This window comes from Methyloceanibacter sp. wino2, from assembly GCF_003071365.1.
Classification (GTDB): domain Bacteria; phylum Pseudomonadota; class Alphaproteobacteria; order Rhizobiales; family Methyloligellaceae; genus Methyloceanibacter.
The window spans coordinates 996,515-1,019,057 of the sequence record NZ_CP028960.1 but is presented as its reverse complement, the minus strand read 5'-3'; the positions used below and the strand labels follow the sequence as shown (position 1 = coordinate 1,019,057).

Annotated in this window: 25 protein-coding genes; 7 read left to right on the top strand and 18 right to left on the bottom strand. The window is 64.6% G+C overall.

All coding sequences use genetic code 11. The annotated features are described in order from the left end of the window. Positions 1-18: 18 nt before the first annotated feature. A complete protein-coding gene (locus DCY11_RS04740; RefSeq protein WP_108681480.1) occupies positions 19-624 on the bottom strand; it encodes a YqgE/AlgH family protein in 606 nt (201 codons plus the stop codon). A 170-nt stretch (positions 625-794) separates the two neighbouring features. Here DCY11_RS04740 and DCY11_RS04735 point away from each other — a divergent pair, with 170 nt between their 5' ends. Beyond that, positions 795-1,652 (top strand): protein-disulfide reductase DsbD domain-containing protein, encoded by an 858-nt coding sequence (locus tag DCY11_RS04735; protein WP_159079804.1) that lies wholly within the window; start codon positions 795-797, stop codon positions 1,650-1,652. Positions 1,653-1,662: 10 nt separating this feature from the next. Here the strand turns inward: DCY11_RS04735 and DCY11_RS15740 are convergent, their stop codons facing one another. Continuing rightward, positions 1,663-1,848: a hypothetical protein gene (locus DCY11_RS15740; protein WP_208430508.1), complete on the bottom strand. Its 186-nt coding sequence runs from the start codon at positions 1,846-1,848 to the stop codon at positions 1,663-1,665. 149 nt (positions 1,849-1,997) lie between these two features. Here DCY11_RS15740 and DCY11_RS04725 point away from each other — a divergent pair, with 149 nt between their 5' ends. Beyond that, positions 1,998-2,483 carry a peroxiredoxin gene (locus DCY11_RS04725; protein WP_108681476.1) on the top strand — a complete coding sequence of 162 codons (486 nt, stop codon included), beginning with the start codon at positions 1,998-2,000 and terminating at the stop codon, positions 2,481-2,483. A gap of 44 nt (positions 2,484-2,527) precedes the next feature. Here DCY11_RS04725 and rnhA read toward each other — a convergent pair whose 3' ends face one another. Genes rnhA through ispH form a run of 3 tightly spaced genes read right to left on the bottom strand, consistent with a single transcriptional unit; the run spans position 2,528 to position 4,947 of the window. Further along, on the bottom strand, positions 2,528-2,974 hold the full coding sequence (rnhA, locus tag DCY11_RS04720) for a ribonuclease HI (protein WP_108681474.1): 447 nt from the start codon (positions 2,972-2,974) through the stop codon (positions 2,528-2,530). 11 nt (positions 2,975-2,985) lie between these two features. Then, complete coding sequence (gene thrB, locus DCY11_RS04715) at positions 2,986-3,954, bottom strand: homoserine kinase (RefSeq protein ID WP_108681472.1); 969 nt, start codon at positions 3,952-3,954, stop codon at positions 2,986-2,988. Further along, positions 3,955-4,947, bottom strand: a complete 993-nt coding sequence (ispH, locus tag DCY11_RS04710) for a 4-hydroxy-3-methylbut-2-enyl diphosphate reductase (RefSeq protein WP_108681470.1) — start codon at positions 4,945-4,947, stop codon at positions 3,955-3,957. It lies immediately after the preceding gene. Between the two features lie 229 nt (positions 4,948-5,176). On the opposite strand from ispH, the gene DCY11_RS04705 reads away from it, so the two are divergent. Further along, the gene (locus DCY11_RS04705) at positions 5,177-5,827 is read left to right on the top strand and encodes a hypothetical protein (protein WP_108681468.1); all 651 of its coding nucleotides are present in this window, start codon (positions 5,177-5,179) and stop codon (positions 5,825-5,827) included. Positions 5,828-5,843: 16 nt separating this feature from the next. After that, positions 5,844-6,623, top strand: coding sequence for a phosphodiester glycosidase family protein (locus tag DCY11_RS04700; RefSeq protein WP_108681465.1), 780 nt, complete (start codon positions 5,844-5,846; stop codon positions 6,621-6,623). Positions 6,624-6,632: 9 nt separating this feature from the next. Here the strand turns inward: DCY11_RS04700 and DCY11_RS04695 are convergent, their stop codons facing one another. From DCY11_RS04695 to DCY11_RS04650, 10 genes are all read right to left on the bottom strand, one after another. Further along, positions 6,633-8,120: a glycosyltransferase gene (locus tag DCY11_RS04695; RefSeq protein WP_108681463.1), complete on the bottom strand. Its 1,488-nt coding sequence runs from the start codon at positions 8,118-8,120 to the stop codon at positions 6,633-6,635. A gap of 60 nt (positions 8,121-8,180) precedes the next feature. Further along, positions 8,181-8,672, bottom strand: a complete 492-nt coding sequence (locus DCY11_RS04690; protein WP_108681461.1) for an ATP F0F1 synthase subunit B — start codon at positions 8,670-8,672, stop codon at positions 8,181-8,183. 3 nt (positions 8,673-8,675) lie between these two features. Further along, on the bottom strand, positions 8,676-9,161 hold the full coding sequence (locus DCY11_RS04685; RefSeq protein WP_108681459.1) for an ATP F0F1 synthase subunit B': 486 nt from the start codon (positions 9,159-9,161) through the stop codon (positions 8,676-8,678). A gap of 38 nt (positions 9,162-9,199) precedes the next feature. Continuing rightward, on the bottom strand, positions 9,200-9,427 hold the full coding sequence (locus DCY11_RS04680) for a F0F1 ATP synthase subunit C (RefSeq protein ID WP_069436339.1): 228 nt from the start codon (positions 9,425-9,427) through the stop codon (positions 9,200-9,202). A 39-nt stretch (positions 9,428-9,466) separates the two neighbouring features. Continuing rightward, positions 9,467-10,192, bottom strand: a complete 726-nt coding sequence (locus DCY11_RS04675; protein ID WP_108681457.1) for a F0F1 ATP synthase subunit A — start codon at positions 10,190-10,192, stop codon at positions 9,467-9,469. Positions 10,193-10,266: 74 nt separating this feature from the next. Continuing rightward, positions 10,267-10,668 carry an AtpZ/AtpI family protein gene (locus DCY11_RS04670; protein WP_208430507.1) on the bottom strand — a complete coding sequence of 134 codons (402 nt, stop codon included), beginning with the start codon at positions 10,666-10,668 and terminating at the stop codon, positions 10,267-10,269. Between the two features lie 222 nt (positions 10,669-10,890). Continuing rightward, the gene (locus DCY11_RS04665) at positions 10,891-14,340 is read right to left on the bottom strand and encodes a chromosome segregation SMC family protein (RefSeq protein ID WP_108681455.1); all 3,450 of its coding nucleotides are present in this window, start codon (positions 14,338-14,340) and stop codon (positions 10,891-10,893) included. Positions 14,341-14,460: 120 nt separating this feature from the next. Continuing rightward, positions 14,461-15,114: a DsbA family protein gene (locus DCY11_RS04660; RefSeq protein WP_159079803.1), complete on the bottom strand. Its 654-nt coding sequence runs from the start codon at positions 15,112-15,114 to the stop codon at positions 14,461-14,463. A gap of 118 nt (positions 15,115-15,232) precedes the next feature. After that, entirely contained in the window at positions 15,233-15,955 is a 723-nt protein-coding gene (locus tag DCY11_RS04655; RefSeq protein WP_108681451.1) for a DsbA family protein, read from the bottom strand. Between the two features lie 149 nt (positions 15,956-16,104). Next, positions 16,105-16,680 (bottom strand): DUF721 domain-containing protein, encoded by a 576-nt coding sequence (locus tag DCY11_RS04650; protein WP_108681449.1) that lies wholly within the window; start codon positions 16,678-16,680, stop codon positions 16,105-16,107. A 66-nt stretch (positions 16,681-16,746) separates the two neighbouring features. On the opposite strand from DCY11_RS04650, the gene mutY reads away from it, so the two are divergent. Then, positions 16,747-17,910, top strand: a complete 1,164-nt coding sequence (gene mutY, locus DCY11_RS04645) for an A/G-specific adenine glycosylase (protein ID WP_108681447.1) — start codon at positions 16,747-16,749, stop codon at positions 17,908-17,910. Here the strand turns inward: mutY and DCY11_RS04640 are convergent. Beyond that, positions 17,858-18,955, bottom strand: a complete 1,098-nt coding sequence (locus DCY11_RS04640; protein WP_305791533.1) for a site-specific DNA-methyltransferase — start codon at positions 18,953-18,955, stop codon at positions 17,858-17,860. The two genes, mutY and DCY11_RS04640, sit on opposite strands and share 53 nt — an antisense overlap. Before the next feature lie 170 nt (positions 18,956-19,125). Between DCY11_RS04640 and DCY11_RS04635 the strand changes: the two genes are divergently transcribed. Then, positions 19,126-19,878, top strand: coding sequence for an alpha/beta hydrolase (locus DCY11_RS04635; RefSeq protein WP_108681443.1), 753 nt, complete (start codon positions 19,126-19,128; stop codon positions 19,876-19,878). Here DCY11_RS04635 and DCY11_RS04630 read toward each other — a convergent pair. Together DCY11_RS04630 and DCY11_RS04625 are read right to left on the bottom strand one after the other, a co-directional pair. Further along, on the bottom strand, positions 19,875-20,540 hold the full coding sequence (locus DCY11_RS04630) for a ribonuclease HII (protein ID WP_108681441.1): 666 nt from the start codon (positions 20,538-20,540) through the stop codon (positions 19,875-19,877). The two genes, DCY11_RS04635 and DCY11_RS04630, sit on opposite strands and share 4 nt — an antisense overlap. Positions 20,541-20,616: 76 nt before the next feature. Next, positions 20,617-21,738, bottom strand: a complete 1,122-nt coding sequence (locus DCY11_RS04625) for a PA0069 family radical SAM protein (RefSeq protein WP_108681439.1) — start codon at positions 21,736-21,738, stop codon at positions 20,617-20,619. 111 nt (positions 21,739-21,849) lie between these two features. Here DCY11_RS04625 and DCY11_RS04620 point away from each other — a divergent pair, with 111 nt between their 5' ends. Then, a complete protein-coding gene (locus tag DCY11_RS04620) occupies positions 21,850-22,539 on the top strand; it encodes a TIGR04283 family arsenosugar biosynthesis glycosyltransferase (RefSeq protein WP_108681437.1) in 690 nt (229 codons plus the stop codon). Positions 22,540-22,543: the final 4 nt, after the last annotated feature.

Sequence of the window (22,543 nt, the reverse complement as noted above, 5' to 3'; positions counted from 1 at the left end):
TTGAGGGAGTCGCGACGACTAGGCGTGGCCGGAGTCGCTCACGAGGTGGCTGGGGTCGACGCCGAGGATGTCGAGCGCCCGATTGTATTTTCGGTCGACCGCCGGATCGAAAACCACTTCGGGGTCCGCCGGACAGTTGAGCCAGCCATTGGATTGAATCTCGTCCTCGAGCTGACCCGGCGCCCAGCCCGCATAGCCCAAGGCGAGCAGGGCCTTTGCCGGGCCGCTGCCCTTGGCGATATCGCGCAGGATGTCGATCGTGGCAGTCAGGCATACGCTGTCGTTGATCGGGAGCGTGCTCTCGGCCTTGAAATAGTCGGCGCTGTGGAGGACGAACCCGCGCCCGGTTTCGACGGGCCCTCCCAGATGGACATCCATGGCGTTCAGCGCAGAGGGCAGGGAGATGCGTTCCTCGGTGGGGACGATTTTCAGCTGCTCCAGCAGTTCCGCGAAACTGATATTGGGCGCCCTCTGATTGATGACGATGCCCATGGCGCCTTCCGATGAGTGTGCGCAGATATAGATCACCGAGCGGGAGAAGCGGGGGTCTCCCATCGACGGCATCGCAAGTAAAAGCTGGCCGTCGAGATAGCCTTCCTCATCGGAGTGAAAGTCTGGGTCCATAGCATCATGCTACAGCAGTTCCCGTTTCAGGGAAGAGGGCGGAGCCAAATAAGGCAGGGTCGTGCACTCTCGTCGCACCGGTCACAAAACAGTGAATCCTTAAGGTCTTGGTCAAGCTCGCTTGGGTAGACATCTGCGAGTAGATTCCGCAAGCGATGTTGGACTTAGTGATGAGACACGGATCGATCCGCCGGCCGACGCTCGCCGTCCTGGGCGCCTTGTTGTGTTGGGCCGGTCTCGCCGGCGTCAGCCTTGCAGCCTCCTCCGGCCAGTCTGCCTGGTCCGGCCAAGGCAAATCCAAGGTTCGCTTGGTCAGCGGCCTTGTGGACGAGGACGGCAAGCCCTCCCGTTATGCCGGTGTGCAACTTAGAATGGAGCAGGGCTGGAAGACCTATTGGCGCAATCCGGGTGACTCCGGCGTGCCGCCGAGCTTCGATTGGTCCGGGTCGAAGAACGTCAAAAGCATCGAGGTTTTCTATCCTGTCCCGCATCGCTTCGCCGACGCGAACGGGACCGCGATCGGCTACGACGACGAGGTCGTCTTTCCCGTCAGGGTGACCCCTGAACAGGCCGACAAGCCCGTCCAGCTCTCGCTGACCTTCGACTACGGCCTGTGCAAGGATCTCTGCATCCCCAATTCCGTCGACCTCAGGGCGGACCTGCCTGCCGACCTCGGCAAGGGCGATGCGCGCCTCATCGAACAGGCCATGGAGCGCGTTCCTGCGCCTGCAGGCCCGGACACGCTCCCGCGCCTTGAGGCCGTCACCGCTTATCTGGAGGGGGATGAGCCCACGCTGGAGGTCGAGGCGCTCTTCGCGCCCGGCGCCACGCATACCGATCTGTTCATCACGAGCTCGGAAATCCTGGTACCGGTCCCAAAGGCGCTTGGACCGCTCACGGACGGACGGCAACGCTTTTCCGTCGTTTTCCCGACGGCTGAAGAGGGCGCTGCCATCAAGGGCAAGCCGCTGATATTCACGCTTGTTTCGGATCAGAGCTCGAGCGAGACCACCCGCACCGAGCCTTAGCCGGCCATGCTTACCGCGTGAGGGCAGGGGCCGTTGCCGCGCCGGCTGCGGCACCTGCGCCCGCGCCGATGGGACCCGCGAGGGCGGCTCCGAAAACCCCGCCTATGGCCGCGCCGCTCACGCGTTTCTGCCCGGTCGTACACCCGCCGGCCGCAAAGCTGGCTGCTACAATCAGAACGATACCAAGACGTGTCATCGGGTCTCCCTGAGGGCTTTTCGTGTAGTGGCGGTCGTGAGGGGTAACGCAGGTCCGGCGCGTCGCGTTCCGCTAGTCGATTGTCGGCATAGGGGGCAAGCCGTTATGGTGGCCGCCAACCACAATCACAGGCCAAGGAGACGACCCGAATGACAATCGCCGAAGGAGATACGCTTCCGGAAGCAACGTTCCGCGCATTGGGCCCCGATGGGATCCAGACCATGAGCGCGAAGGATGTTTTTGGCGGCAAGAAAGTCGTGCTGTTCGCAGTACCGGGCGCTTTCACGCCGACCTGCCACCTGAAGCATTTGCCCGGCTTCATTGCGAACGCCGATGCCTTCAAGGCGAAAGGCGTGGACGACGTGGTCTGCCTGGCGGTCAACGATCCCTTCGTGCTCGCGGCTTGGGCCGAGGCGACAGGGGCGGGCGGCAAGGTGAAGGTTCTGTCGGACGGCAACGCAGAGTTCACGAAGAAAATCCGCATGGATTTCGACGGGAGCGGCGTTGGCCTAGGGACCCGCTCCAAGCGCTATGCCATGATCGTCGAGGACGGGACCGTCAAAGTGCTGAACACCGAGGAGAACACCAGCGAGGCGACCGTGTCGGACGCGGAGTCGATGCTGGCGGCACTGTGAGTCGGACGCGTCGCGACCCGCGCATCCCGCTCAGCGCTGCGCGGTCATCGTAGGAAAGGGGCCATGCCTTCGCGCGCAAGTTCGTCGGCACGTTCGTTCTCGTCGTGTCCGGCGTGGCCCTTGACCCAGTGCCAGGTGACCTGGTGGGGGGCTTCGGCCTCCTCGAGCCGTTGCCACAACTCGACATTCTTGACGGGCTTCTTGTCGGCGGTTCGCCACCCGTTTCGCTTCCAGCCTTTGATCCAGCCGGTAATGCCGCCGCGGAGATAGTTGGAGTCCGTATAGAGTTCGACGTCGGAAGGGCCTTTGAGAGCCTCCAGAGCCTCGATGGCCGCCATCAGTTCCATGCGGTTGTTGGTGGTTTGCGCCGCGCCGCCCTTGAGCTCTTTGCGATGAGGGCCCGACTCCAGAATGGCGCCCCAGCCACCGGGTCCCGGATTGCCGGAACAGGCACCGTCTGTGTGAATCACGACTTTGGGGCGGCCCGCCATTGTCTCCGTCCTCAGTTCGAGCCCAACCCGTAGTCGCGATAGGATTGCACGCGCTGGTGAAAGCGCAGCTTCCTCAAATATTCGCGCGGGTCCTTGGTCTTAACGAGCGCATTGGCGTCCGTATTCAGGAGATCGTAGGTGCGGGTCAGCAGGAAGCGTAGGGCCGCGCCCCGCGCGAGCAAAGGCAGCGCATCCAATTCCGGGTCGGTGAGGGGCCGCGCCCGCTCATAGGCCTGCAGCATCGCGCGGGCCTTGGTGACATTGAACGAACCGTCCGGCTCGAAGCACCAGGCATTGAGGCAGACCGCCACGTCGTACGCCATCATATCGTTGCAGGCGAAGTAGAAGTCGATGAGGCCGGAAAGCTTGTCGCCGAGAAAAAACACGTTGTCGGGAAACAAGTCGGCGTGAATCACGCTCATGGGCAGGTTCGTGTCCCACTGTGCGCCGAGAACATCGAGCTCGCCCGCGATCGCGTCGTGCAGGCCTGGAATGACGCCATCGGCGGCATCCCGCACATCCTCGAACAACGAACGCCAGCCCGGCAGGGACAGGTCGTTCTCGCGCTGCATCGGAAAATCGAGGCCAGCCAGATGAAATTTCGCGAGCGCCGTCCCGAGCTCGGTGCAATGGACGATATCGGGCCGGCGGATCCAAACGCCCTCTAGGAAGCTGATCAGCGCGGCGGGCCGGCCGGCGAGTTCGCGCAGGATACGGCCCTCCCGGTCGCGCACCGGCAAGGGGCACGTAATTCCCCGCGCGGCGAGATGCTCCATCAGCGACAGGAAGTACGGCAGGTCTTCCGCGCGCACCCGCTTTTCGTAGAGCGTCAGGATAAAGGGGTCTGCGTCCGTGTGGACGAGGTAGTTGGTGTTCTCGACGCCCTCGGCGATGCCCTTGAACGATGTCAGCGCGCCGATGTCGTAGCTTGCGATGAAGGCTTCGAGCTCTTGATCGCTAACGTCCGTGTAGACAGCCATCTATGCCGCCGTCGAATCTCTCAAGGGACGGGGCAGCTTGAAGGAGATCGTCTCCTCGGCGGTCGTCACGGTCTCGATGCTCACGTCGAAGCGTTCCTTGAAGGCGTCGATGATGCTGTCGACTAAGACCTCCGGTGCGGACGCACCGGCCGTTACGCCAAGACTGCGAATATTCTCGAACTCGCTCCAGTCGATCTCGCTGCCTTGTTCCAGAAGCATGGCGCGCGGACACCCGGCGCGCTCGGCCACTTCGACGAGGCGCATGGAATTCGAGCTATTCGGTGAGCCGACGACAATCATCCTGTCGCACTGTGGCGCGATTCGCTTGACCGCGTCCTGCCGGTTCGTCGTCGCGTAGCAAATATCGTCCTTGCGCGGGACGACAATATCCGGGAACCGGTTCTGCAGGATCGTGAGAATCTCGCGCGTGTCGTCCACCGACAGGGTCGTCTGGGTAATGACGGCGAGTTTGGACGGGTCTTTCGGGACGAAGCTGTTTGCGTCTTCGTTCGTCTCGATCAGGGCGATCGCGCCCGGCGGCAACTGCCCGATCGTGCCGATCACCTCCGGATGCCCGGCGTGCCCGATCAGCAGGATCTCGTGACCGCGGTCGAACAGCCGTTCCGCCTCGATATGCACTTTTGAGACGAGGGGACAGGTCGCGTCCAACACGAACATGTGCCGGTTGCGAGCGTCGGCAGGGACCGACTTCGGCACCCCGTGCGCGGAGAAAACGATCGGAGCGTCCGACTCGGGAATCTCCTCGAGTTCCTCGACAAAGACCGCGCCCTTTGCCTCGAGAGATTCGACCACATAGCGGTTATGAACGATAGCATGGCGCACATAGACAGGGGCGCCATACTTCTCGAGCGCCAGCTCGACGATCTGGATAGCGCGGTCGACGCCCGCGCAAAAGCCGCGCGGCGCCGCGAGATAGACGGTGAGTTTGGGCCGGGCGCCATTCTGCTTGGTCTCGGGGGTCGTGCCGGTCATCCATGCTCCAGAACTGCTCTGTTTCGATCCCAACGGCCCCATTTCAGCCCAAAACAACGCCGAGCTTGCCTCCGGCGGACCGGAATGTCCCCCTTCGGCGGCCCGAGACGGGTCTTGTAGGGACTGACATCGGCCGATAGTTTCGGCACAAATGGCGGCCCGGGGGCGCGCTGGTCGTCAATCGAACAAGTCTTCGCGCGCCCGGGCATATCAGGCTCGGACGCCTGGCATGTCAAGCGAAGGACGGGGAGAGTTGAGGCGTAAGGACGGGCACATCTGGAGCAGCGGAATCGGGCTCGCGGCACTCTTCCTGAGTGTTGCGCTCGTATCGGGCTGCGGCGGCGGCGGCGGAACCACGGGTTTCTCCAGCGAGCGCCTGCCTGACACCTTGCCGACCATCAAGATGCCGTCGTTGTCCGGCTCCAACCCGCAACCGGATCCGGCGACCGCGCCTCCGATCACCACCGCCGACGGACGGGCAACGAGCTGTCCCCAGGTCGTGGCCTGGCCGAACGAGAAACTCAAGACCGTCTATCAGAACGGCCACGATGGCGATGCCAACTTCATCCTCTATCGCGGCGAGATCACGAAGCTCTCGCGTGAGTGCCGTGTCTATGGCGGGCGTGTCGTCGTGAAATACGGCTTCGCAGGACGTCTCCTGCTCGGGCCGAAAGGCTACCCGGGCAGCTTCTCGTTGCCTGTGTCCGTGAAGGCGACGGACTCCTACAAGGCGCAGATCGGACAAGATCGTATGTCGGTCCGCGTCACAGTGCCCGGCAATCAGACCGTGGGCTATTTTTCCATGGTGCGCGAGATGTCTTTGCCCGTGCGCACCGGCACGCGGCTCCAGGACTACAAGATTTTCGTGGCGCTGAAGTAGGGACGCGGGGCCCATCATGCGACAGCGCGCGATCTGGGTTTTGACGGCGCTCGTTCTCGCGATGGCGCCTGTTTTCCTCGGCGCGGCTCCTGCCGCAGCCGAAGGCTGCCGGGACCGCACACTTCTCGGTGCCTCCTATATCGTCTGCGCGTTCAATCCGGCGGCGGACGATCTTCGCCTCTATTGGCGCGGGCAGGACGGACGCCCCTTACGCACCTTCAATGCGCTGGCCCGCGCCCTGAAGAACCAGGGCCGGAACCTCGTCTTCGCCATGAACGGCGGCATGTATGAGCGCGATTTCAGCCCCGTCGGCCTTCATATCGAGCAGAGCAACACGCTCTCACCGCTCAACACCAAAACCGTCACGGGCCGTCCGAGCCAGATCCCAAATTTCTATAAGAAGCCGAACGGCGTCTTCTATTGGGGGCAGGGGCGTGCCGGCGTTCTCGAGAGCAGCCGGTTCGGCGCGCAGAAGCCGCCCGTCGCGTTTGCCACGCAGTCGGGACCGATGCTCGTCGTCGAAGGCAAGATCCATCCGGCCTTCATCGAGAAGTCGACCGACTTCAAGCAGCGCAACGGTGTGGGTGTGGCTCCGGACGGCACGGTCTATTTCGTGATGACCAAGGGCCGCGTCAGCTTCTACCAGTTCGCCCGCGCCTTCCGCGACGGGCTCGGCGTGCAGAACGCGCTGTTCCTCGATGGGGGTTGGGCGCCGGGAATCTACGCGCCGGAGCTGGGACGGAACGATTCCCCGGGCCACGGCGGCTACGGGCCGATCATCGCCGTGGTGGAGTAGGGGGCCGGCCTAATCGCAGTTGGGCCAGCACGCCGCGGTCGTGTTGGTCAAAAGCTCCAGCCAGCTCCTCACCTGGGCGAACACCAGAAAATTGTCGTGGACCCGTTGCCGGGCGCTACGCCCGAAGGCGGCTCGCTTGGCCCCGTCGCTCAATAGCGTATCGAGCCCATCGGCGATCTCGCTAGGGTCTTCCGGGTTCTTGATCAGCAGCCCGTCCAAGTCGGGGCGAACTTGCTGCTTAATGCCGACTGCACTCGACGCCATCAGCGCCGCGCGTTTCCACATGGGCTCGGTGACGGTCAGTCCGAAGCCTTCCTGGATCGAATTCTGCACCACAATGTCGGAGCAGCATTGAAGCGCATTGACGATGAGGGCGTTGTTCTCCTTCGAGGACATCGGCAGGGAGAGGATCGCAACATCAGCCTGCAGGTGCGGCGGCAGCGCGCTGTAGGCTGCACACAGCTCGGAGAGGACCTCCTTGCCCTCGGGGTCGTCGTCGACCGAGGCCGGGTCGGGCCCGGCCAGGACGAGGCGGACAAGCTGAAGGGCACGCAAATGGTGGTTGTCGAGATCCGTGCGGGCCTCGATGCCGCGTTTGAGCGAGACGAATCCTTCCATCAGCGGAAAGAAGCCTTTGAGCCGGTCCCAGCGCGAGATCTGGGTGACGATCGGGCGGAAAAGGAGGCCGAAATCCTCCGGCTCGGTCGCAGGTGCCCAATCGCCGTCGGCCTGGAGCCGCTTGGCAGGCTCCGCGTAAGCCGGCGACATGACGGGCCCCCACGGCTTGACCAGTGCGGAATTGGCGAGAATGCCGACGAGATCGTGGACTTGGAGATGCCGGTTCTTGTGGCTGAGCGGGTCGATCGCCGGATGGATAATGGTGGCGCGCCCAGCCAAAACGCTCGGAATGTACTCAGGCGCCGTGAAGACGGCATGGTCATACGGCTTGAGGTAAGGATCGAGAAAAGCCCACGCCGCGCGCGTCTCCGCCGTCTCATGGTCAAGACCGATGTGGCAGCGCCAGATCGCCGCGATGTCCATCTTCTGGCGGAGCAGGGCGCCAGCCCCCATGGGCTGCGGATCGTGGACCACCAGCACATCGCCGGGCTGCAGGAATTCTTCCATCGCCGCCGCGTTCTCGGCACTGACCCGGTCGTAGACCGCGTGGTCCGGCGCCCCGAGATTGGCATCGCCCGCGCCGTGGATGAGGTTGTGCAGGTTCTTGGTCAGCCGGAAGAAGGCCTGCTCCTGCGTCTCGATCACCAGCCAGTGGGCGTCGACGCCGAGCTCGCGCAGAATGCTCAGGAGCGGCGGCAGCATCTCGGCCACGCCGCCGCCTTGCGCGGTGCTGTTGACCATGACGAGGCGTCGCCCATCGAACCCAGCCAAGCGGCTTTCGGCCTCTTGCCGCAGGCTGCGCACCGTGGCGCCCAGATCCGCGACGCCCTCATAATCAGAGAGCGACACCGGATGGCGAGGTTCGACGATCTGAACCATGCCGGAACACTATCGCACCGACACTCAGAATTGCCAAAAAGGCGAAGGGGAACTGAGCTTTTAGTTGAGCTTCGACTTCAGGTCGTCGATGCCGGAACCAATGAGCTTGTCGGCCGTCTCCGGCGTCAGCGAACTGGAAATGACGGTCTGCGCGGCGCTGACCGCGGCATCGGCAGCCGCAGCCCGCACGTCGCGGAGCGCATCGGCTTCGGCTTGTGCGATCTTGTCCTCGGCCATCTTCATGCGCCGCTCGAACTGCTCGGTCATGGCGCGGGAGGTCTCCAGCGCCAGCGCCTCGGCCTCTTTCGCGGCGAGTTCGATGATGTCCTCGGCCTCGCGGGCGGCGTTGGCGGTCTTCTTCTTGTAGTCGGCGAGAACCGCCTCAGCCTCCTCGCGGAGCGCCTGCGCGTCCGCGAGTTCCTTGGCGATCGCCGAGGCCCGATTGTCGAGCGCGGAGGCGATCATCTTGTGGGCGCCGAAATACACGACGAGGCCGAAGAACAGGAAGAACGAGACCGCGACCCAGAATTCTGCCGTTGCGAGGAATTCCATCTCTTACGCCTTCCGTGCCGCTGTAACGGCCTTTTCGAGATCCGCTTTCGGAGGCGCGACGCCGATAAGCTGCTTGACGATGTCGGCCGCCGCTTCCGTCGCAACGGTGTTGACGTCCTTCATCGCCGAGTCCCTAGCCTTCTCGATCCGTGCCGCCGCTTCCGCAGCCTTGTCGGCCAGCTGCTTGTCGAGCTTGGCCCGTTCCGCGTCGGTCTCCGCCTTCAGCTTGGCGCGGCCTTCTTCGACGATGGCATGCGCCTTCTGCTTGGCCTCGGCCAAAGCCTGCTCGTAAGCGGCAATGGCTTCCTCGGTCTCGCGCTTGTTCTTTTCGGCCGCCTCAAGGTCGCCGGCGATTCTCGCCGCACGCCTGTCGATGACCGTGCTGATGCGCGGGATCGCGACCCACACCATCAGCAGATAAAGAATGCCGAAGGTAATGAGCAGCCAGATGACTTGCGGAGCCCAATCGAGCGGATTGAGTTGCGGCATAGGTCGTGTCCTTTTGAGAGAGCTTGCTTTAGCTCAGACTAGAACACGAACAGGATGATCAGTGCCACCACGAGGCCGAACAGGCCCGTCGCTTCGGCAAGAGCAAAGCCGAGAAGCAGGTTGGCGAACTGACCGGGAGCGGCCGACGGGTTGCGAAGCGCACCCTGCAGGTAGCTGCCGAAGATGGTTCCGATACCGAGACCGGCACCGATAAGAGCGAGCGAGGCCAGGCCCGCACCGATAAACTTTGCTGCTTCTGCTTCCATGATCTTAGTCTCCTTGAACGATCGAATGTCTATGTGAGCTTAGTGAAGGTGGAGCGCATCGTTGAGATAGATGCACGTGAGGATGGCGAACACGTAGGCTTGCAGGAACGCCACCAGAAACTCTAGCCCGGTGAAGGCCACCATAAAGGCCAGCGCCGCCCAGCCACCGAGAAAGCCCATGGCGACGACGAAGGCGGCAAACACCTTCAGCAGCGTGTGGCCGGCGGTCATGTTGGCGAACAGACGAACCGAGAGGCTCAAAGGCCGCGTCAGGTAGGAAATCACCTCGACCACCACGATGAGCGGCAGGAGGATGAACGGGACGCCCTTGGGCACGAAGAAACTGAAGAAGTGCGCGCCGTGCTTCACGAACCCGATGATCGTGACGCCGATGAAAACCATTAGCGCCAGAGCGAGTGTCACGATGATGTGGCTGGTGACGGTGAACGAATAGGGCACCATGCCGAGCATGTTCATGGTGAGCACGAACATGAACAGCGTGAAGATGAACGGGAAATACTTCATCCCGTCCGTCCCGACATTTTCGCGGACCATGTTGGCGACGAAGGTATAGGCGAGTTCGGCGACTGACTGAGTCCGGTTCGGGACCATTTCAGATTTGCGCATGGCGAACACGATAAAGACCGTGATCAGCACGGCGCCGATGACCATGAAGAGCGCGGAATTCGTAAAAGATGCGTCGTAGCCGAAAAGGTCGAGTTCAATCAGACGCTTGATCTCGAACTGGTGCATGGGATCGGGCATACCCGAACCGCCATGACCGTCCCCGTGACCCGCGCTTTCAGCGGCGTAAGCTGCCCCAATCAAGGTCAAAGCCCCTAGTCCTCACTATCTCTCGTCACCGCATCGCGCTCCTTCTTGGTGCGCAAGTGATGACCGGGCATCGGCTCGCCCTGCATGTTCTTCGCCGTCCGTATCACGTTCATGATCCCGCTGGCGGCGCCCAAAATCAGGAACACCAACATCAGGATCGGCTTCGTGCCGAACAGCTGGTCCAGTGCCCAGCCGATAACCCCCCCAACCGCGACGCCGGCGACCAGCTCGATCGACAGCTTGAAAGCTTGGCCCATGGCCCGGCCGCGTCCCTCGGTATTGACCGTCGGCGGACGCAGGCCCTTGGCCTCCATCAGCTTCCCGTCGAGCGTGTCTAACCGCCGCCGAATGCTCTCAGTGTCCTGATCGCCGTTTCCGGCTCCGGACTGATTTTCGGCTCCGGCCATAGGCTATTGCTCAATTCCGGGAGAGCCCCAGAGGACCGGCTGGCCCCCAAGCTTCGCGCGCACTTTAGTTAGGGAATCCCGAGTGTCAAGAAAGTCCCCGCCGTTGTGACGCCGCATGTGAGGCGCGGGCAACGGTTGGGCGACATGACCCAAGCGAGAGGCTGGAAATGCCCCGAAAACGGCTGGAAAACCGGCCGCGGACCAGTCCTGGCTCCTCGGGGCTTAGCCCGCGTCGCGCAACTGCTCGGCGGTCTCCAGATCGACAGACACCAGCTGGCTCACGCCCCGTTCCTGCATGGTCACGCCGAACAGGCGGCTCATGCGCGCCATGGTCAGCGGATGGTGGGTTATGATGAGGAAGCGCGTCTGGGTTTCCTTAGACATTTCCTCCATGAGCCGGCAGAAGCGGTCCACATTGGCGTCGTCCAGCGGGGCGTCCACCTCGTCCAGCACGCAGATGGGCGAGGGATTGGTCAGGAACACCGCGAAAATCAACGCCAAGGCGGTCAGCGCCTTCTCGCCACCCGACATCAGCGTCAGGGTCTGGGTCTTCTTGCCCGGCGGCTGCGCGAAGATCTCGAGACCCGATTCGAGCGGATCGTCGGAATCGACGAGCCTCAGCTCGGCCGAGCCGCCGCCGAACAGCGTCTGAAAAAGGCGCGAAAAATGCGCGTTGACCGTGTCGAAGGCCTCGAGGAGCCGTTTGCGCCCTTCGCGATTGAGGCTGGAAATGCCCTGGCGCAGTTGCGCGATGGCTTCTTCGACGTCGCCCTTCTCGCGCTCCATGCCTTCAAGCTGTTCGGCAAGCTCGATCTCTTCCTCTTCGGCGCGCAAGTTCACGCCGCCGAGCCGCTCGCGGTCGGCCTTGAGCTTGGCTAGGCGCGGCTCGACTTCTTCGAGAGAAGGCAGTTCGGCGCCCTCGGCAAGATTGGCGCGCGGCAGACATTCTTCCGGTGCGCAGTCGACCTGCTCGCGGATGAGTCTGGACAAGCCGGAGCGGCGCTCCCGGGCGCCTTCAAGCCGCGCCTCGCTGCGCGCCTTGCCCTCGCGGGCCGAAGACAGACGTTCCTGGACGGCGCGCAGGGCCTTGTCCTGCTCACGCAACGCGGTTTCCGCCTCTGCCAGGTCGTCAGCGGCCTTGGACCGGTCGCGCTCCGCCTCGGCGATGGTGTTCATCAGCTTGGCGCGGCGTTCTTCGATCTCGGCCGGCAGTTTGGCGAGGGCTTCAAGGTCGGCCGCCGTTTCCGATTTGCGCGTGCCCAACGTCTCGATGTGCTGCTGCGCGTTCGCGATCCGCTTGCGCCAGAGATCCTCTTCGGCCGTGATGGCCTTGATGCGTTCCGTGCGAAGCCGCACCTCGTTCTCGAAGCTCTTGAGATTGGCTTGGGCTTGCGACGCCTCAGAGCGGGCATTGGCCGCGTCACCTTGCGCCGCTTCCAGCGCTGCCGTCAGCCCGTCCAGCGCCGTGAGTTCCTGGAGCGCCGCGGCTGCGGCCTCCGCCTGTTCCTGGGCCTCGTCGCGCGCGGCCTTGGTGCGGCTCAACGCTTCCGACAAAGCACCGAGCTGTTTGCTGTTGGCCTGGACTTCCCGCTCCACCGTGGCGATGGCGCTGCGCGTCCGGTCGAGCTCCGCGCGGTCTTCTTTGATCTTGAGGCGGAGTTCCTTGGTCTTCAGGCTTGCGGCCTGACTCGCCTCGGTCGCGGCCTCGAAGGCGGCCTGGGCCGCCGTCTGCGCATCCTCGGCGTCGACCTTCAGGGTCTTCAGCGATTCGAGCCGCGTGCGTTCCTCGAGCCGTGCGCCTTGGGCGGTCGCCGCCCCGGCTTGCACGCTGTAGCCGTCCCAGCGCCACAGGTCGCCGTCCTTCGAGACGAGGCGCTGGCCGGGCTTCAACACGGCCTGCAGTGCGGCCCCTTGGCCGGCCTCGACCACGCCGATCTGCGACAGCCGGCGCGCAAGGGCCTCAGGGCCGGTCACGAACTGACTGAGAGGAATGGCGCCGTCAGGCAGGGCAGGATCGTCGGCGCCGGCGGTGAAGTTGCGCCAATGCACCGGAGCGCTGTCTTCGGCGGCAGCGTCGAGATCGTCTCCCAGCGCCGCGCCGAGCGCGTGCTCGTAGCCGCCCTCGATCCGGACATCCTCGACGATCGGGGTCCACTCGTTCGGCGGCGCCAGGAGCTTCAACAGGGTTGCAAGCTCGGTCTCGATTTCCTGACGGGCAAGCTTGGCGTCGGCAAGCGCGCTCCGCAGCCGCGTCTCCTCGGCCCTGGCTTGCTCCTCGTCGGCTTCGGCCTGCGTCAGGGCCGTGGCGGCTTCCTCGAGAAGCGCAGAGGCTCGCTCGGCCTCACCATTCAGTTCGGTGAGTTTCGCTTCGCTGCCGCTTTCCGCCTCGAGATTGGCAAGCTGCTGCGCAAGATCCTCGGACTGGGATTCGAGCTGGGCGATCCGGCTGGCGAGTCGGGTCTGATCGTTCTCGAGGCGGCCGCGCTCGGCCCGCGCCTCGGCAAGCTCCGTCGTGGCGGCACGAAGGGCCGTTTCGGCTTCGCCCAGGACGGTAGCCGCGGTGGCGGCGGCTTCGCGCAACTGCGGCTCCACGCTGTCGTCGGTGCCGACGGCTTCGAGCCCGGCCTTTTCCGCGGCCAGGCCTTCCAGAACCTTGTTGGCTTCGGCGATCTGCTCCTCTTCGCGGGTCAGATCGCGCGCGGCCTGGGCGAGCTGCGTTTCCAGCTCTTCCTGCCGGGCCTTGGCGCGGGCTTCCTCGCGCTCCAGGGCGTCGCGATCGACTGTGAGGCGGTGCAGAACCGCGGCGCGCGCAGCCTCTTCGTCCCGCAAGGGCTGAAGTTGCTCCGCCGCCTCGGACTGGGCCCGCAAAGCCTCCGCCTCGGCCTTGGTCTCCTCGGCCACGGTTCGCAGAGACTCCTGGAACGCCGCCTCATCCCCTTCGACCTGCGCGCAGGCGGCCACCCATTGCAGGTGGTAGGAGAGGGCTTCCATTTCCTGAATTTTCGTCGAGATATCGCGGTAGCGCTTCGCCTGACGCGCCTGCCGCCGGGTCGCCTGAAGCTGCGATGTCAGCTGGCCAATGAGGTCGGCGAGGCGGGCGAGATTGCTTTCCGCTGCCTTGAGCCGCAGTTCCGCCTCATGGCGGCGGCTGTGCAGACCGGCGACGCCGGCGGCGTCCTCCAGGACGCGCCGCCGCTCCAAGGGCGTGGCGCTGACGATCTCGCCGATACGGCCCTGTTGCACGAGGGCCGGAGAGCGGGCGCCGGTCGCGGCGTCTTCGAATAGGAGCCGGACATCGCGCGCCCGCACGTCCTTGCCGTTGACGCGATAGGCTGAGCCGGCCTCGCGCTCGATCCGCCGCGTCACTTCCAGGACGTCGGCGTCGTTGAATTCAGCAGGCGCCAGGCGCGCGCTATTGTCGATGAAAAGAGTGACCTCGGCCGTGTTTCGCGCCGGCCGGTCCTGCGCGCCCGCGAAGATGACGTCGTCCATGGCCGAGCCGCGCATGCTCTTGTAGGACGTCTCGCCCATGGCCCAGCGCAGGGCTTCCAGCAGATTGGACTTGCCGCAGCCATTGGGGCCGACCACGCCGGTCAAGCCGTGTTCGATGACGAGCTCGGTGGGCTCGACGAACGATTTGAACCCAAGAAGGCGAAGCCTGGAGATTTGCACCTGCTGACGATCCTTATCTGCTACCGGGCGTAATCTGGAACCGGGTAACGCGTGCTCCATGACGGAAACGCGACAAGACCTGAACTTGGAGGGGGACGGCGCGATTCGCAACGCCGGAGATCAAGAAGCCTGTGGTTCAATCAAGGCTTTCATCTGCTCGAAGGTCACTTCGCCCTGGAGCTTCTGGCCGTTGATAAAGAACGTTGGCGTTCCGACAACGCCATATTTGCGTCCCCGCTGCTTTACCTCCATCAACCCATCGATAATGCTTTGATTCGATAGGCATTTGTCAAATTGCGCGCGGGTCATTCCACTGGTTTTCGCGATTTTGTAGAGGGCGTCCGGACGGACGTCCTGGCTGACCCATTCGCGCTGACGGGAGAGATAAGCCTCTATGAGCGGCAGGTATTTGCTCTTCGGGGCGCATCTCGTGACGATCGCCGCCGCCCCCGCCGTCTGGCCGATGGCGAATTCCCGGATGATGTAGCGCACCCGGCCTGTGTCCACATAGGTCCGCTTTACGCGCGGAAAGACCTTGGCGTGATAGGCGCGGCAATAGGGGCAGGTGAGGGACACATACTCGATGATGGTCACGGGGGCGTTGCGGTTGCCGTACTCGCGGTCCCCGAGCGGTCCCGGTTCCAGAAGCTGGTCCTTGAGCGGAACGGCCTCGGGCGTCGTCCCGCCGGGCCCGCCACAGGCCCCGAGCCCCAGCGCGGCAAGCCCGAGGATGGCGCCGGTCAAGACGGTCGTGGCTACCCTGCTAAGCCCCAACAAGAATCTCCCGGGAATATCGATCTAGTTTCGAACAACCGAAGACGCTTGAGCGGCCGCGGTCCGAAGCAACTATGCACAGACTACCGCGCGGGACCGCCGAGGCGCAGCGTCGCGCCTAGCCGCTCGGCGGCGTTTCCGGCTTGCCCTCGATCACCGCGTCGAACGACTCGATGCCGACGCCCTCGAGCCGCGTTCCGTTGACGAAGAAGGCGGGCGTGCCGTCGACGCCGAATTCTTCGTGCGCCTTCTTACGGACGGCGACGATCTTGTTGAACAGGTCCTTGTCTTCGACGCACTGCTTGTAGCTCTCCTCGGAGAAGCCGGCCTGCTTGGCGATGAGCTTCAGCTTCTCCTGGCCGTCGGGACCCGGGGCAGCCCAGGTCTCCTGGGTTTCGAACAGGCCGTCGATGAGCGGGTAGAACCGGTCCTTGCCGGCGCAGCGGGCCACCATCGACGCGCGGGCCGCAAGGCTGTCCAAAGGAAACTCGCGGAAGATGAAGCGGGCCTTGCCTGTGTCGATGTACTTCTCCTTCACCTGCGGGAACACCTCTGTATAGAAGTGCGCGCAGTGAGGGCAGGTCATCGAGGCGTATTCCACGATCACGTTGTCCGCGTTGGGATCGCCGAGCACGATGTCTTCCAGTGGGCCCGCCTCCAGCAGAGCGGCCAGCTCCGGATTGGCCTTGGGGGCGTCAGGGTCCGCCGCTGTCTCTCCGCTTGAGAAGTACAGGCCTACGGCCAGCACGACGGCTACCAGCGCGCCGATGATGTAAACGCCAGTATGGCTCTTCTTGGCCTCGGTCGAGGCTTCGGTCGTATCTTTCTTGGGCTTTGCCACGTCGAACTCTCCGGCTTTTCCTCATGCGCGGCTCCCTCGCGGCAGCCGGCGCCTACAATCGTTGAATGGCGCCGATCCGGCAAGCGGGCGCAAGCGCGTTTGCTTCAACCCCTCGTGAGGGCGACACTTAGCCCTCGTGCTCGCAAGACTCAACTCCGCCGCGCTGGCCGTCTTCTTTCGGTCTCGGTGCGATGCGTGGCGAGAGCGCCCAGCCGGTCCAGTGCCCGGGCCAGGCCTTTGTCCTGAATGCCTGCGGATTTGGGCAAGGCGTAGGCGGGCAGCGGAGGTTTCGGCGTGCGCTTGGGGCGGGCGACGCGGGAAATCGGCGCTTGCAGGAAGCGCATCTCCGTCACCGCCCGGTAGCCGAAATAGGCGTTGATCCGCTCCAATATCTGCGTGGCGCGATGCTGTACTTCGATGGCCCGGGGCCCTTCGATCCGCAGGACCAGGGTCGCCCCGTCACGCCGGTGGCCACGGGCGCGCGGATTGTCGGTCTGCTCGTCTTCCCAATGGTCGTGGCGGCGCGGCCAGATGATGCGGTCGGGCATGGTGTAACGGGCAAGTTCGGCGCCGGCGATGGCGCGCCAGTCGCTGAGGAGCGCGGTGGTGGCGAAGCCGCGCGCCCGCGCCGCCTGGTCCAGCGCCTTCTCGACGAAGGCGCCGATCGGCCGCGCGCCGGCCTTTCGCGCGGCGCCCGAGGGCTTTCGTTTGGTGCTGTTCATCATGGCTCCCGCAAATTCACGACGACTCTACACCATGGCGCGAGGCGATTGCGCGTGGCATGAGAACTTATGCAAGACGTTCACACGGACGCCGCGGGAACCGAGATCGCGCCCGCGCTCCTGACTTGGTACCGGCGCGAGGGCCGGGCCCTGCCTTGGCGTGCGCCGCCTGGAACCCTGCAAGATCCCTACAAGGTGTGGCTGAGCGAGGTCATGCTGCAGCAGACCACCGTCAAGACGGTGACGCCGCGCTTCATCGACTTCGTCCGCCGCTGGCCGGATGTGGATGCGCTGGCCCGAGCCGAGCTGGGTACCGTCCTCGCCGCTTGGGCCGGCCTCGGCTACTACGCCCGCGCAAGAAATCTCCATGCCTGCGCGCGCGTGGTGTCGGAGGAGCACGGGGCCCGGTTTCCGGATACGGAGGAGGGCTTGGGGAAGCTGCCCGGGATCGGCGGCTATACGTCCGCCGCGATCGCCGCGATCGCCTTCGGCCGGAAGGCATCGCCGGTGGACGGCAATATCGAGCGGGTACTTGCCAGGCTCTTCGCCATCGAGACGCCGCTGCCGGCCGCGAAGCCGCAGATCAAGGCGCTGGCGGAACAGCTGACGCCCGAGACCCATGCCGGGGACTTCGCCCAGGCCATGATGGATCTCGGCGCGATGATCTGTACGCCCCGTAACCCCGCCTGCGGCCTATGTCCGGTGCGGCCGAGCTGTCGCGGGTTCGCGGCAGGCATTGCCGAGCAACTCCCCTACAAGGCGGCGAAGGCCGAGCGGCCCACCAGGCGCGGGACGGCATTCGTCGCCATGCGCGAGGACGGTGCGGTGCTCCTGCGCGAACGGCCGCCGAAAGGTCTACTCGGCGGCATGTTGGAGACGCCGTCTACGCCTTGGGAAGAAAGCCCGCGATCGCAGGGCGCGGTAGCGCACGCACCCTTAAATGCGGCCTGGAAAAAACTGCCGGGTGTTGTCTCCCACACGTTCACGCATTTTCATCTCGAACTGACGGTCTATCGGGCCGATGCCGCGCGCGACGTCGAGGTGCTGGACGCAGCTGAGCCTGACCGTTGCCGTTGGCTCCGACAACGCGAACTGCCCGGGGCCGCGTTGCCGACGGTCATGCGGAAGGTCCTCGCCCACGCGCTGGACGAGCGTGCCGCCGTCTCAAAAAAGCGTGACGCTAGGAAGCCAGCTTCTGGCGCGCCTCGGCGCGCAGATCGTCGATCGGCTTGAGCGCGCCGCCGGCCTCGTAGTGCCAGAACGTCCAGCCGTTGCAGGCCATCGCCCCCTGCACATGGGCGCCGATCTTATGGATGGACCCTTGCGCGCCGGCGCAGGCAATCGATCCGTCCGCCCGCACCTTGGCTTCGTGGCGCGCCGCCGGATCGTATAGAGCAGTTCCCGGCGACAACAGACCGAGCTCCACGAGCGTTCCGAACGGGACGCGCGTTTCGGCGCGCTTGCCCTTGGCGGCCTGAAGAGAAGCGGGATCCAGCGTTTCGACCGACTTGAGACGGTCGCGTGCCGCTTTGGCATAGGCCTTCTCGCGCTCGATGCCGACAAAGGCGCGCCCCAGACGCTTCGCGGCGACGGCCGTCGTGCCCGAGCCCATGAACGGGTCGAGGATCACATCGCCCGGATGGCTCGCCGCCAGGATCACCCGTTGCAGAAGCGCTTCCGGCTTCTGCGTGGGATGGGTCTTGCGCCCGTCCTGCCTCAAGCGCTCGGCGCCCGAGCAGATCGGCAGCAGCCAATCGGACCGCATCTGCAGGTCCTCGTTCAGCGCCTTCATGGATTCGTAGTTGAAGGTGTAGCGCGCTTTCTGTCCCGTGGAGGCCCAGATCATCGTCTCATGCGCGTTGGTGAAGCGGCGCCCGCGGAAGTTCGGCATGGGGTTCGTCTTGCGCCAGATCACGTCGTTCAGGACCCAGTAGCCCAGGTCCTGGAGCGCGGTGCCCACGCGAAAGATGTTGTGATAGCTGCCGATGACCCAGAGGCTGCCGTTCGGCTTCAGCACGCGGCGGCATGCGGCCAGCCAATCGCGGGTGAACCGGTCATAGGTTTCGAAGCTTGCGAACTTGTCCCAGTCGTCGTCGACGCCGTCGACGCGGCTGTTGTTGGGACGGTAGAGCTCGTTCGCGAGCTGAAGATTGTACGGCGGATCGGCAAAGACGAGATCGACGCTCTCGGCGGGAAGCTTTTCGAGCTCCTCGATGCAATCACCCACAATGATCTTGTTGCGCGGAAGCGGCTGCTTCCCCGTATCCCCCATACCCATGATATTCACTCGCGTTACGCAATACACACACGCGCTTGCCATGCTGTACTCGGCAAGAGCCGGTACAGGGCAAGACCGGCCCATGCTGGCCGAGCGGGGTAAAGGCGGCCTTAACCCGGCAAACGGCATCCGACGGGAAGCGCGCAGAGAGTTTTGGCTGGGAGAGCGACATGGCAGAAACGATCGTCATGGTGCACGGCGTCAATTGCGGCGGCTGGTGCTTCGAGCCCTTTCGGGCCGTGTTCGAGGCGCGTGGGTTCGAGTGCCTAACGCCCGATCTCATCGGGCACGGGGCCGACAAGACGGACGGGATCGAGAAACTCACCGGTGTCGGTATCGCCGACTACCGCGCCCAAATGCGCGATCTCGTGGCGGCGCTGCCGAAGAAGCCGATCGTGCTCGGTCATTCCATGGGCGCGGTCATCGCGCAGCAACTCGCCGCCGAAGGTCTGGCCGAGAAGCTCGTCCTGGCGAGCCCGGCGCCGAGGGCGGGAATTCTGCCCTCGTCGGATCCGGAGAAGCAGCTTAGCCAGGACTTGATGTCTCTCGGGCCGTTTTGGACGCGCGCCTTCGATCCGAATTTCGAGATCGCTTGTTCCATCAGCCTCAACCGCCTGCCGCCGGACAGGCAACGGCAGATGTTCGAGGCCTTCGGGCCGGAATCGGGTCAGGCTCTGTTCGAATTGTTCTTCTGGATGTTCGATCGCGCCGGTGCGACCGCCGTCGATACGGCCGCCGTCACTTGCCCGGTGCTGACGCTGTCCGGGACCGAGGACAATGTCGTGCCACTGGCGACGGCGATGGCGACGGCGGAGGCCTATTTGGGCAGCCCGTTCTGGGCGCTGGAAGGCCACGCCCATATGCTGGTGGTGGAAGACGGCGCGGAGGAGATCGCCGGTCGTATCGCCGACTGGCTCGGTTAGCCGTCGGCGTCCGCGAAATCCGCCCGCGTAGCAAGGATGCGCTGGATCGGCGCGAAGGAGCGGCGGTGGTGCGGGCAAACGCCATGCCGTTCGATGCCGCTGGCATGTTCCGGCGTGCCGTAGCCCTTGTTGTTCTCCCAGCCATAGCCGCGATAGCGCTTGGCGAGCTTCACCATGAGCCGGTCGCGGGTGACCTTCGCCACGATGGATGCGGCGGCAATCGAGAGCGATTTTCCGTCGCCGCCAATCACGGCCCGGGCCGTGCCGGGAAAGCGCTTGGGAACGGCATTGCCGTCGATCAGCGCGGCGGCTTGTGCGATTTCGAGGCTCCGGAACGCCGTGCGCATGCCCCATAGCGTGGCTTGCAGAATGTTGTCCCGATCGATACGGCCGACCTGCCCGATGACGACGGAGACGCGGGCGCTCGCCACGATCTCCTCGTAGCGGTCCTCGCGGGCCTGCGGCGTAAGCAGTTTGGAGTCGTTCAGTCCCTCGGGGATGCGATCCGGGTTGAGCACGACCGCGGCCACCACGACGGGACCGGCCCAGGGCCCGCGGCCCGCCTCATCGACGCCCGCCACCGGCACGCCGTGGAGATCCATCATCTCCGTTTCGAGATCGAAGGTCGGCAGGCTGGCTTGCGGGCGCGATGGCGATTCCATGCCGGAACTGTCCGACGAACACCGCCCGGCGCGCAACCGCCTGCGGCAAGACTAGCTGTGCGCTGTGGAAAAGGCCTTAGAGCAGGCTGAGCTGTTGGCCGGGCAGGGTGGGGGGCGTGAACAGGTCAGTGCGCAATTTGTGGCGCTTGTCGAGGCCGAGCCGTTCGGCGGCCATCTGAAACCGCCGGCCGATCATCCAGGCATACGGCCCGTCGCCCTCCATGCGGCCGTGCCACTCCGCATCGTATAGCTTCCCACCCCTGGTCTGCCTCATCAGGGACAGCACGCGGTCGGCACGGTCGGGGCAATTGGCCCGCAGCCATTCGACGAAGAGATCGCCGATCTCGAGCGGCAGCCGAAGCAGGATATAGCCTGCTTCACTGGCCCCCGCGGCCGACGCGCGCTCCAGGATCCGTTCGATCTCGGCGTCTGTGAGACCGGGCACGACGGGGGCGACCATCACGGAGGTGGGCACGCCGGCGTTTGAGAGCGTCTCCACGGCCTCCAGCCGCTTGTCCGGCGTGCTCGCGCGCGGCTCCATCGTCCGCGCCAGCTGCCGGTCCAGCGTAGTGACCGAAAGCGCCACCTTCACGAGGCCGCGTTCCGCCATGGATTGCAGAATGTCGAGGTCGCGGAGGACGAGCGCCGACTTGGTGACGATCCCAACCGGGTGGTTGGCCTCGCTCAGCACTTCCAGAATGCGCCGCATGATGCGGTAGCGCCGCTCCACGGGCTGATAAGGGTCGGTGTTCGAGCCGATTGCGATCATGCGGGGCTCGTAGCCGGGCGCGGCCAGTTCGCGTTCCAGCGCCTGTGCGGCGTTGGTCTTGGCGAAGAGCTTAGTCTCGAAGTCGAGGCCCGGCGACATGCCGAGGAACGCGTGCGTCGGCCGCGCGAAGCAATAGACGCACCCATGCTCACAGCCCCGATACGGGTTGATCGAGCGGTCGAAGCCGATATCCGGCGAGTCATTCTTGGTGATGATGCGCCGGGCCGGAACTTCCTGCACCTCTGTCCGGAGCGCCTCGAGATCGCCAAGGGACTCCCAACCATCGTCCACGGGCTCGTAGGTCTTGGCCTCGAATCGTCCCGAACGGTTGGTCTGCGCGCCTCGCCCGTGGCGGCGCGCATAGGCCACCCCGCCCGCCTCATGGGGCAGGCTCTCGTCGTGGCTTGGCTTGCGAATGGCGACGTTCATAGCCGCAATATAGGCGCGCCACGAGAACAAATCAAGAACAGAGAGAACAGGCCCGGATTGGGCCATACGTCGCGATTGCTGAGGGCCCGGCAACCGTTATAGTCCGGCCCTATGATCTCGGTCATTATTCCAACGCTCAACGCCGAGCGGGTTCTCGTGCCGACGCTGTCGGCGCTTGTCCCCGCCGTGGTCGATGGCATCGTGCAGGAAGCCATCATCGCGGATGGCGGGTCGACCGACGATACCTACGTGATCGCCGACGCCGCCGGCGTTCACTTGGTGCAAGCGCCGCGGGGACGGGGCACGCAGCTGGAAGCGGGCGCCGCCGCCGCGAAGGGCGATTGGCTGCTCTTCCTGCATGCGGACACTGTGTTGGATCCGGGCTGGTTCAACGAAGCCATGAATTTCATCGAGCGCATCGAGACGGGCCGCCGCAAGCCCGCGGCCGCGTATTTCCGCTTCGCGCTGGACGACGAAGGCTTCATGCCGCGGCTGATCGAAATGATGGTCGGGCTTCGCTGCGGGCTGCTGTCGCTGCCCTATGGCGATCAAGGTCTGCTGATCTCGCGGGCTCATTATCAGCGGCTTGGCGGTTTCCGGCCGCTCCCGCTGATGGAAGACGTGGATCTCGTGCGCAGGTTGAAGCGCCGGGAGCTGTATGGGCTGAAGACGCGGGCCGTCACCAGCGCCCAGCGCTATCAGGACGAGGGCTATCTGATGCGCTGCTGCCGCAATCTCGGGCTCATGCTTCTTTATCTCCTGCGCGTTCCGCCGCGCGTTCTTGCCCGGCTCTACGAGTAGCGGG

Excerpts from the sequence above, each read along its gene's own strand:
- DCY11_RS04740 (WP_108681480.1), bottom strand. The coding sequence starts at position 624 with ATGGACCCAGACTTTCACTCCGATGAGGAAGGCTATCTCGACGGCCAG.
- DCY11_RS04735 (WP_159079804.1), top strand. The coding sequence starts at position 795 with ATGAGACACGGATCGATCCGCCGGCCGACGCTCGCCGTCCTGGGCGCC.
- DCY11_RS15740 (WP_208430508.1), bottom strand. The coding sequence starts at position 1,848 with ATGACACGTCTTGGTATCGTTCTGATTGTAGCAGCCAGCTTTGCGGCC.
- DCY11_RS04725 (WP_108681476.1), top strand. The coding sequence starts at position 1,998 with ATGACAATCGCCGAAGGAGATACGCTTCCGGAAGCAACGTTCCGCGCA.
- rnhA (WP_108681474.1), bottom strand. The coding sequence starts at position 2,974 with ATGGCGGGCCGCCCCAAAGTCGTGATTCACACAGACGGTGCCTGTTCC.
- thrB (WP_108681472.1), bottom strand. The coding sequence starts at position 3,954 with ATGGCTGTCTACACGGACGTTAGCGATCAAGAGCTCGAAGCCTTCATC.
- ispH (WP_108681470.1), bottom strand. The coding sequence starts at position 4,947 with ATGACCGGCACGACCCCCGAGACCAAGCAGAATGGCGCCCGGCCCAAA.
- DCY11_RS04705 (WP_108681468.1), top strand. The coding sequence starts at position 5,177 with ATGTCAAGCGAAGGACGGGGAGAGTTGAGGCGTAAGGACGGGCACATC.
- DCY11_RS04700 (WP_108681465.1), top strand. The coding sequence starts at position 5,844 with ATGCGACAGCGCGCGATCTGGGTTTTGACGGCGCTCGTTCTCGCGATG.
- DCY11_RS04695 (WP_108681463.1), bottom strand. The coding sequence starts at position 8,120 with ATGGTTCAGATCGTCGAACCTCGCCATCCGGTGTCGCTCTCTGATTAT.
- DCY11_RS04690 (WP_108681461.1), bottom strand. The coding sequence starts at position 8,672 with ATGGAATTCCTCGCAACGGCAGAATTCTGGGTCGCGGTCTCGTTCTTC.
- DCY11_RS04685 (WP_108681459.1), bottom strand. The coding sequence starts at position 9,161 with ATGCCGCAACTCAATCCGCTCGATTGGGCTCCGCAAGTCATCTGGCTG.
- DCY11_RS04680 (WP_069436339.1), bottom strand. The coding sequence starts at position 9,427 with ATGGAAGCAGAAGCAGCAAAGTTTATCGGTGCGGGCCTGGCCTCGCTC.
- DCY11_RS04675 (WP_108681457.1), bottom strand. The coding sequence starts at position 10,192 with ATGCCCGATCCCATGCACCAGTTCGAGATCAAGCGTCTGATTGAACTC.
- DCY11_RS04670 (WP_208430507.1), bottom strand. The coding sequence starts at position 10,668 with ATGGCCGGAGCCGAAAATCAGTCCGGAGCCGGAAACGGCGATCAGGAC.
- DCY11_RS04650 (WP_108681449.1), bottom strand. The coding sequence starts at position 16,680 with ATGATGAACAGCACCAAACGAAAGCCCTCGGGCGCCGCGCGAAAGGCC.
- mutY (WP_108681447.1), top strand. The coding sequence starts at position 16,747 with ATGCAAGACGTTCACACGGACGCCGCGGGAACCGAGATCGCGCCCGCG.
- DCY11_RS04640 (WP_305791533.1), bottom strand. The coding sequence starts at position 18,955 with ATGGGTATGGGGGATACGGGGAAGCAGCCGCTTCCGCGCAACAAGATC.
- DCY11_RS04635 (WP_108681443.1), top strand. The coding sequence starts at position 19,126 with ATGGCAGAAACGATCGTCATGGTGCACGGCGTCAATTGCGGCGGCTGG.
- DCY11_RS04630 (WP_108681441.1), bottom strand. The coding sequence starts at position 20,540 with ATGGAATCGCCATCGCGCCCGCAAGCCAGCCTGCCGACCTTCGATCTC.
- DCY11_RS04625 (WP_108681439.1), bottom strand. The coding sequence starts at position 21,738 with ATGAACGTCGCCATTCGCAAGCCAAGCCACGACGAGAGCCTGCCCCAT.
- DCY11_RS04620 (WP_108681437.1), top strand. The coding sequence starts at position 21,850 with ATGATCTCGGTCATTATTCCAACGCTCAACGCCGAGCGGGTTCTCGTG.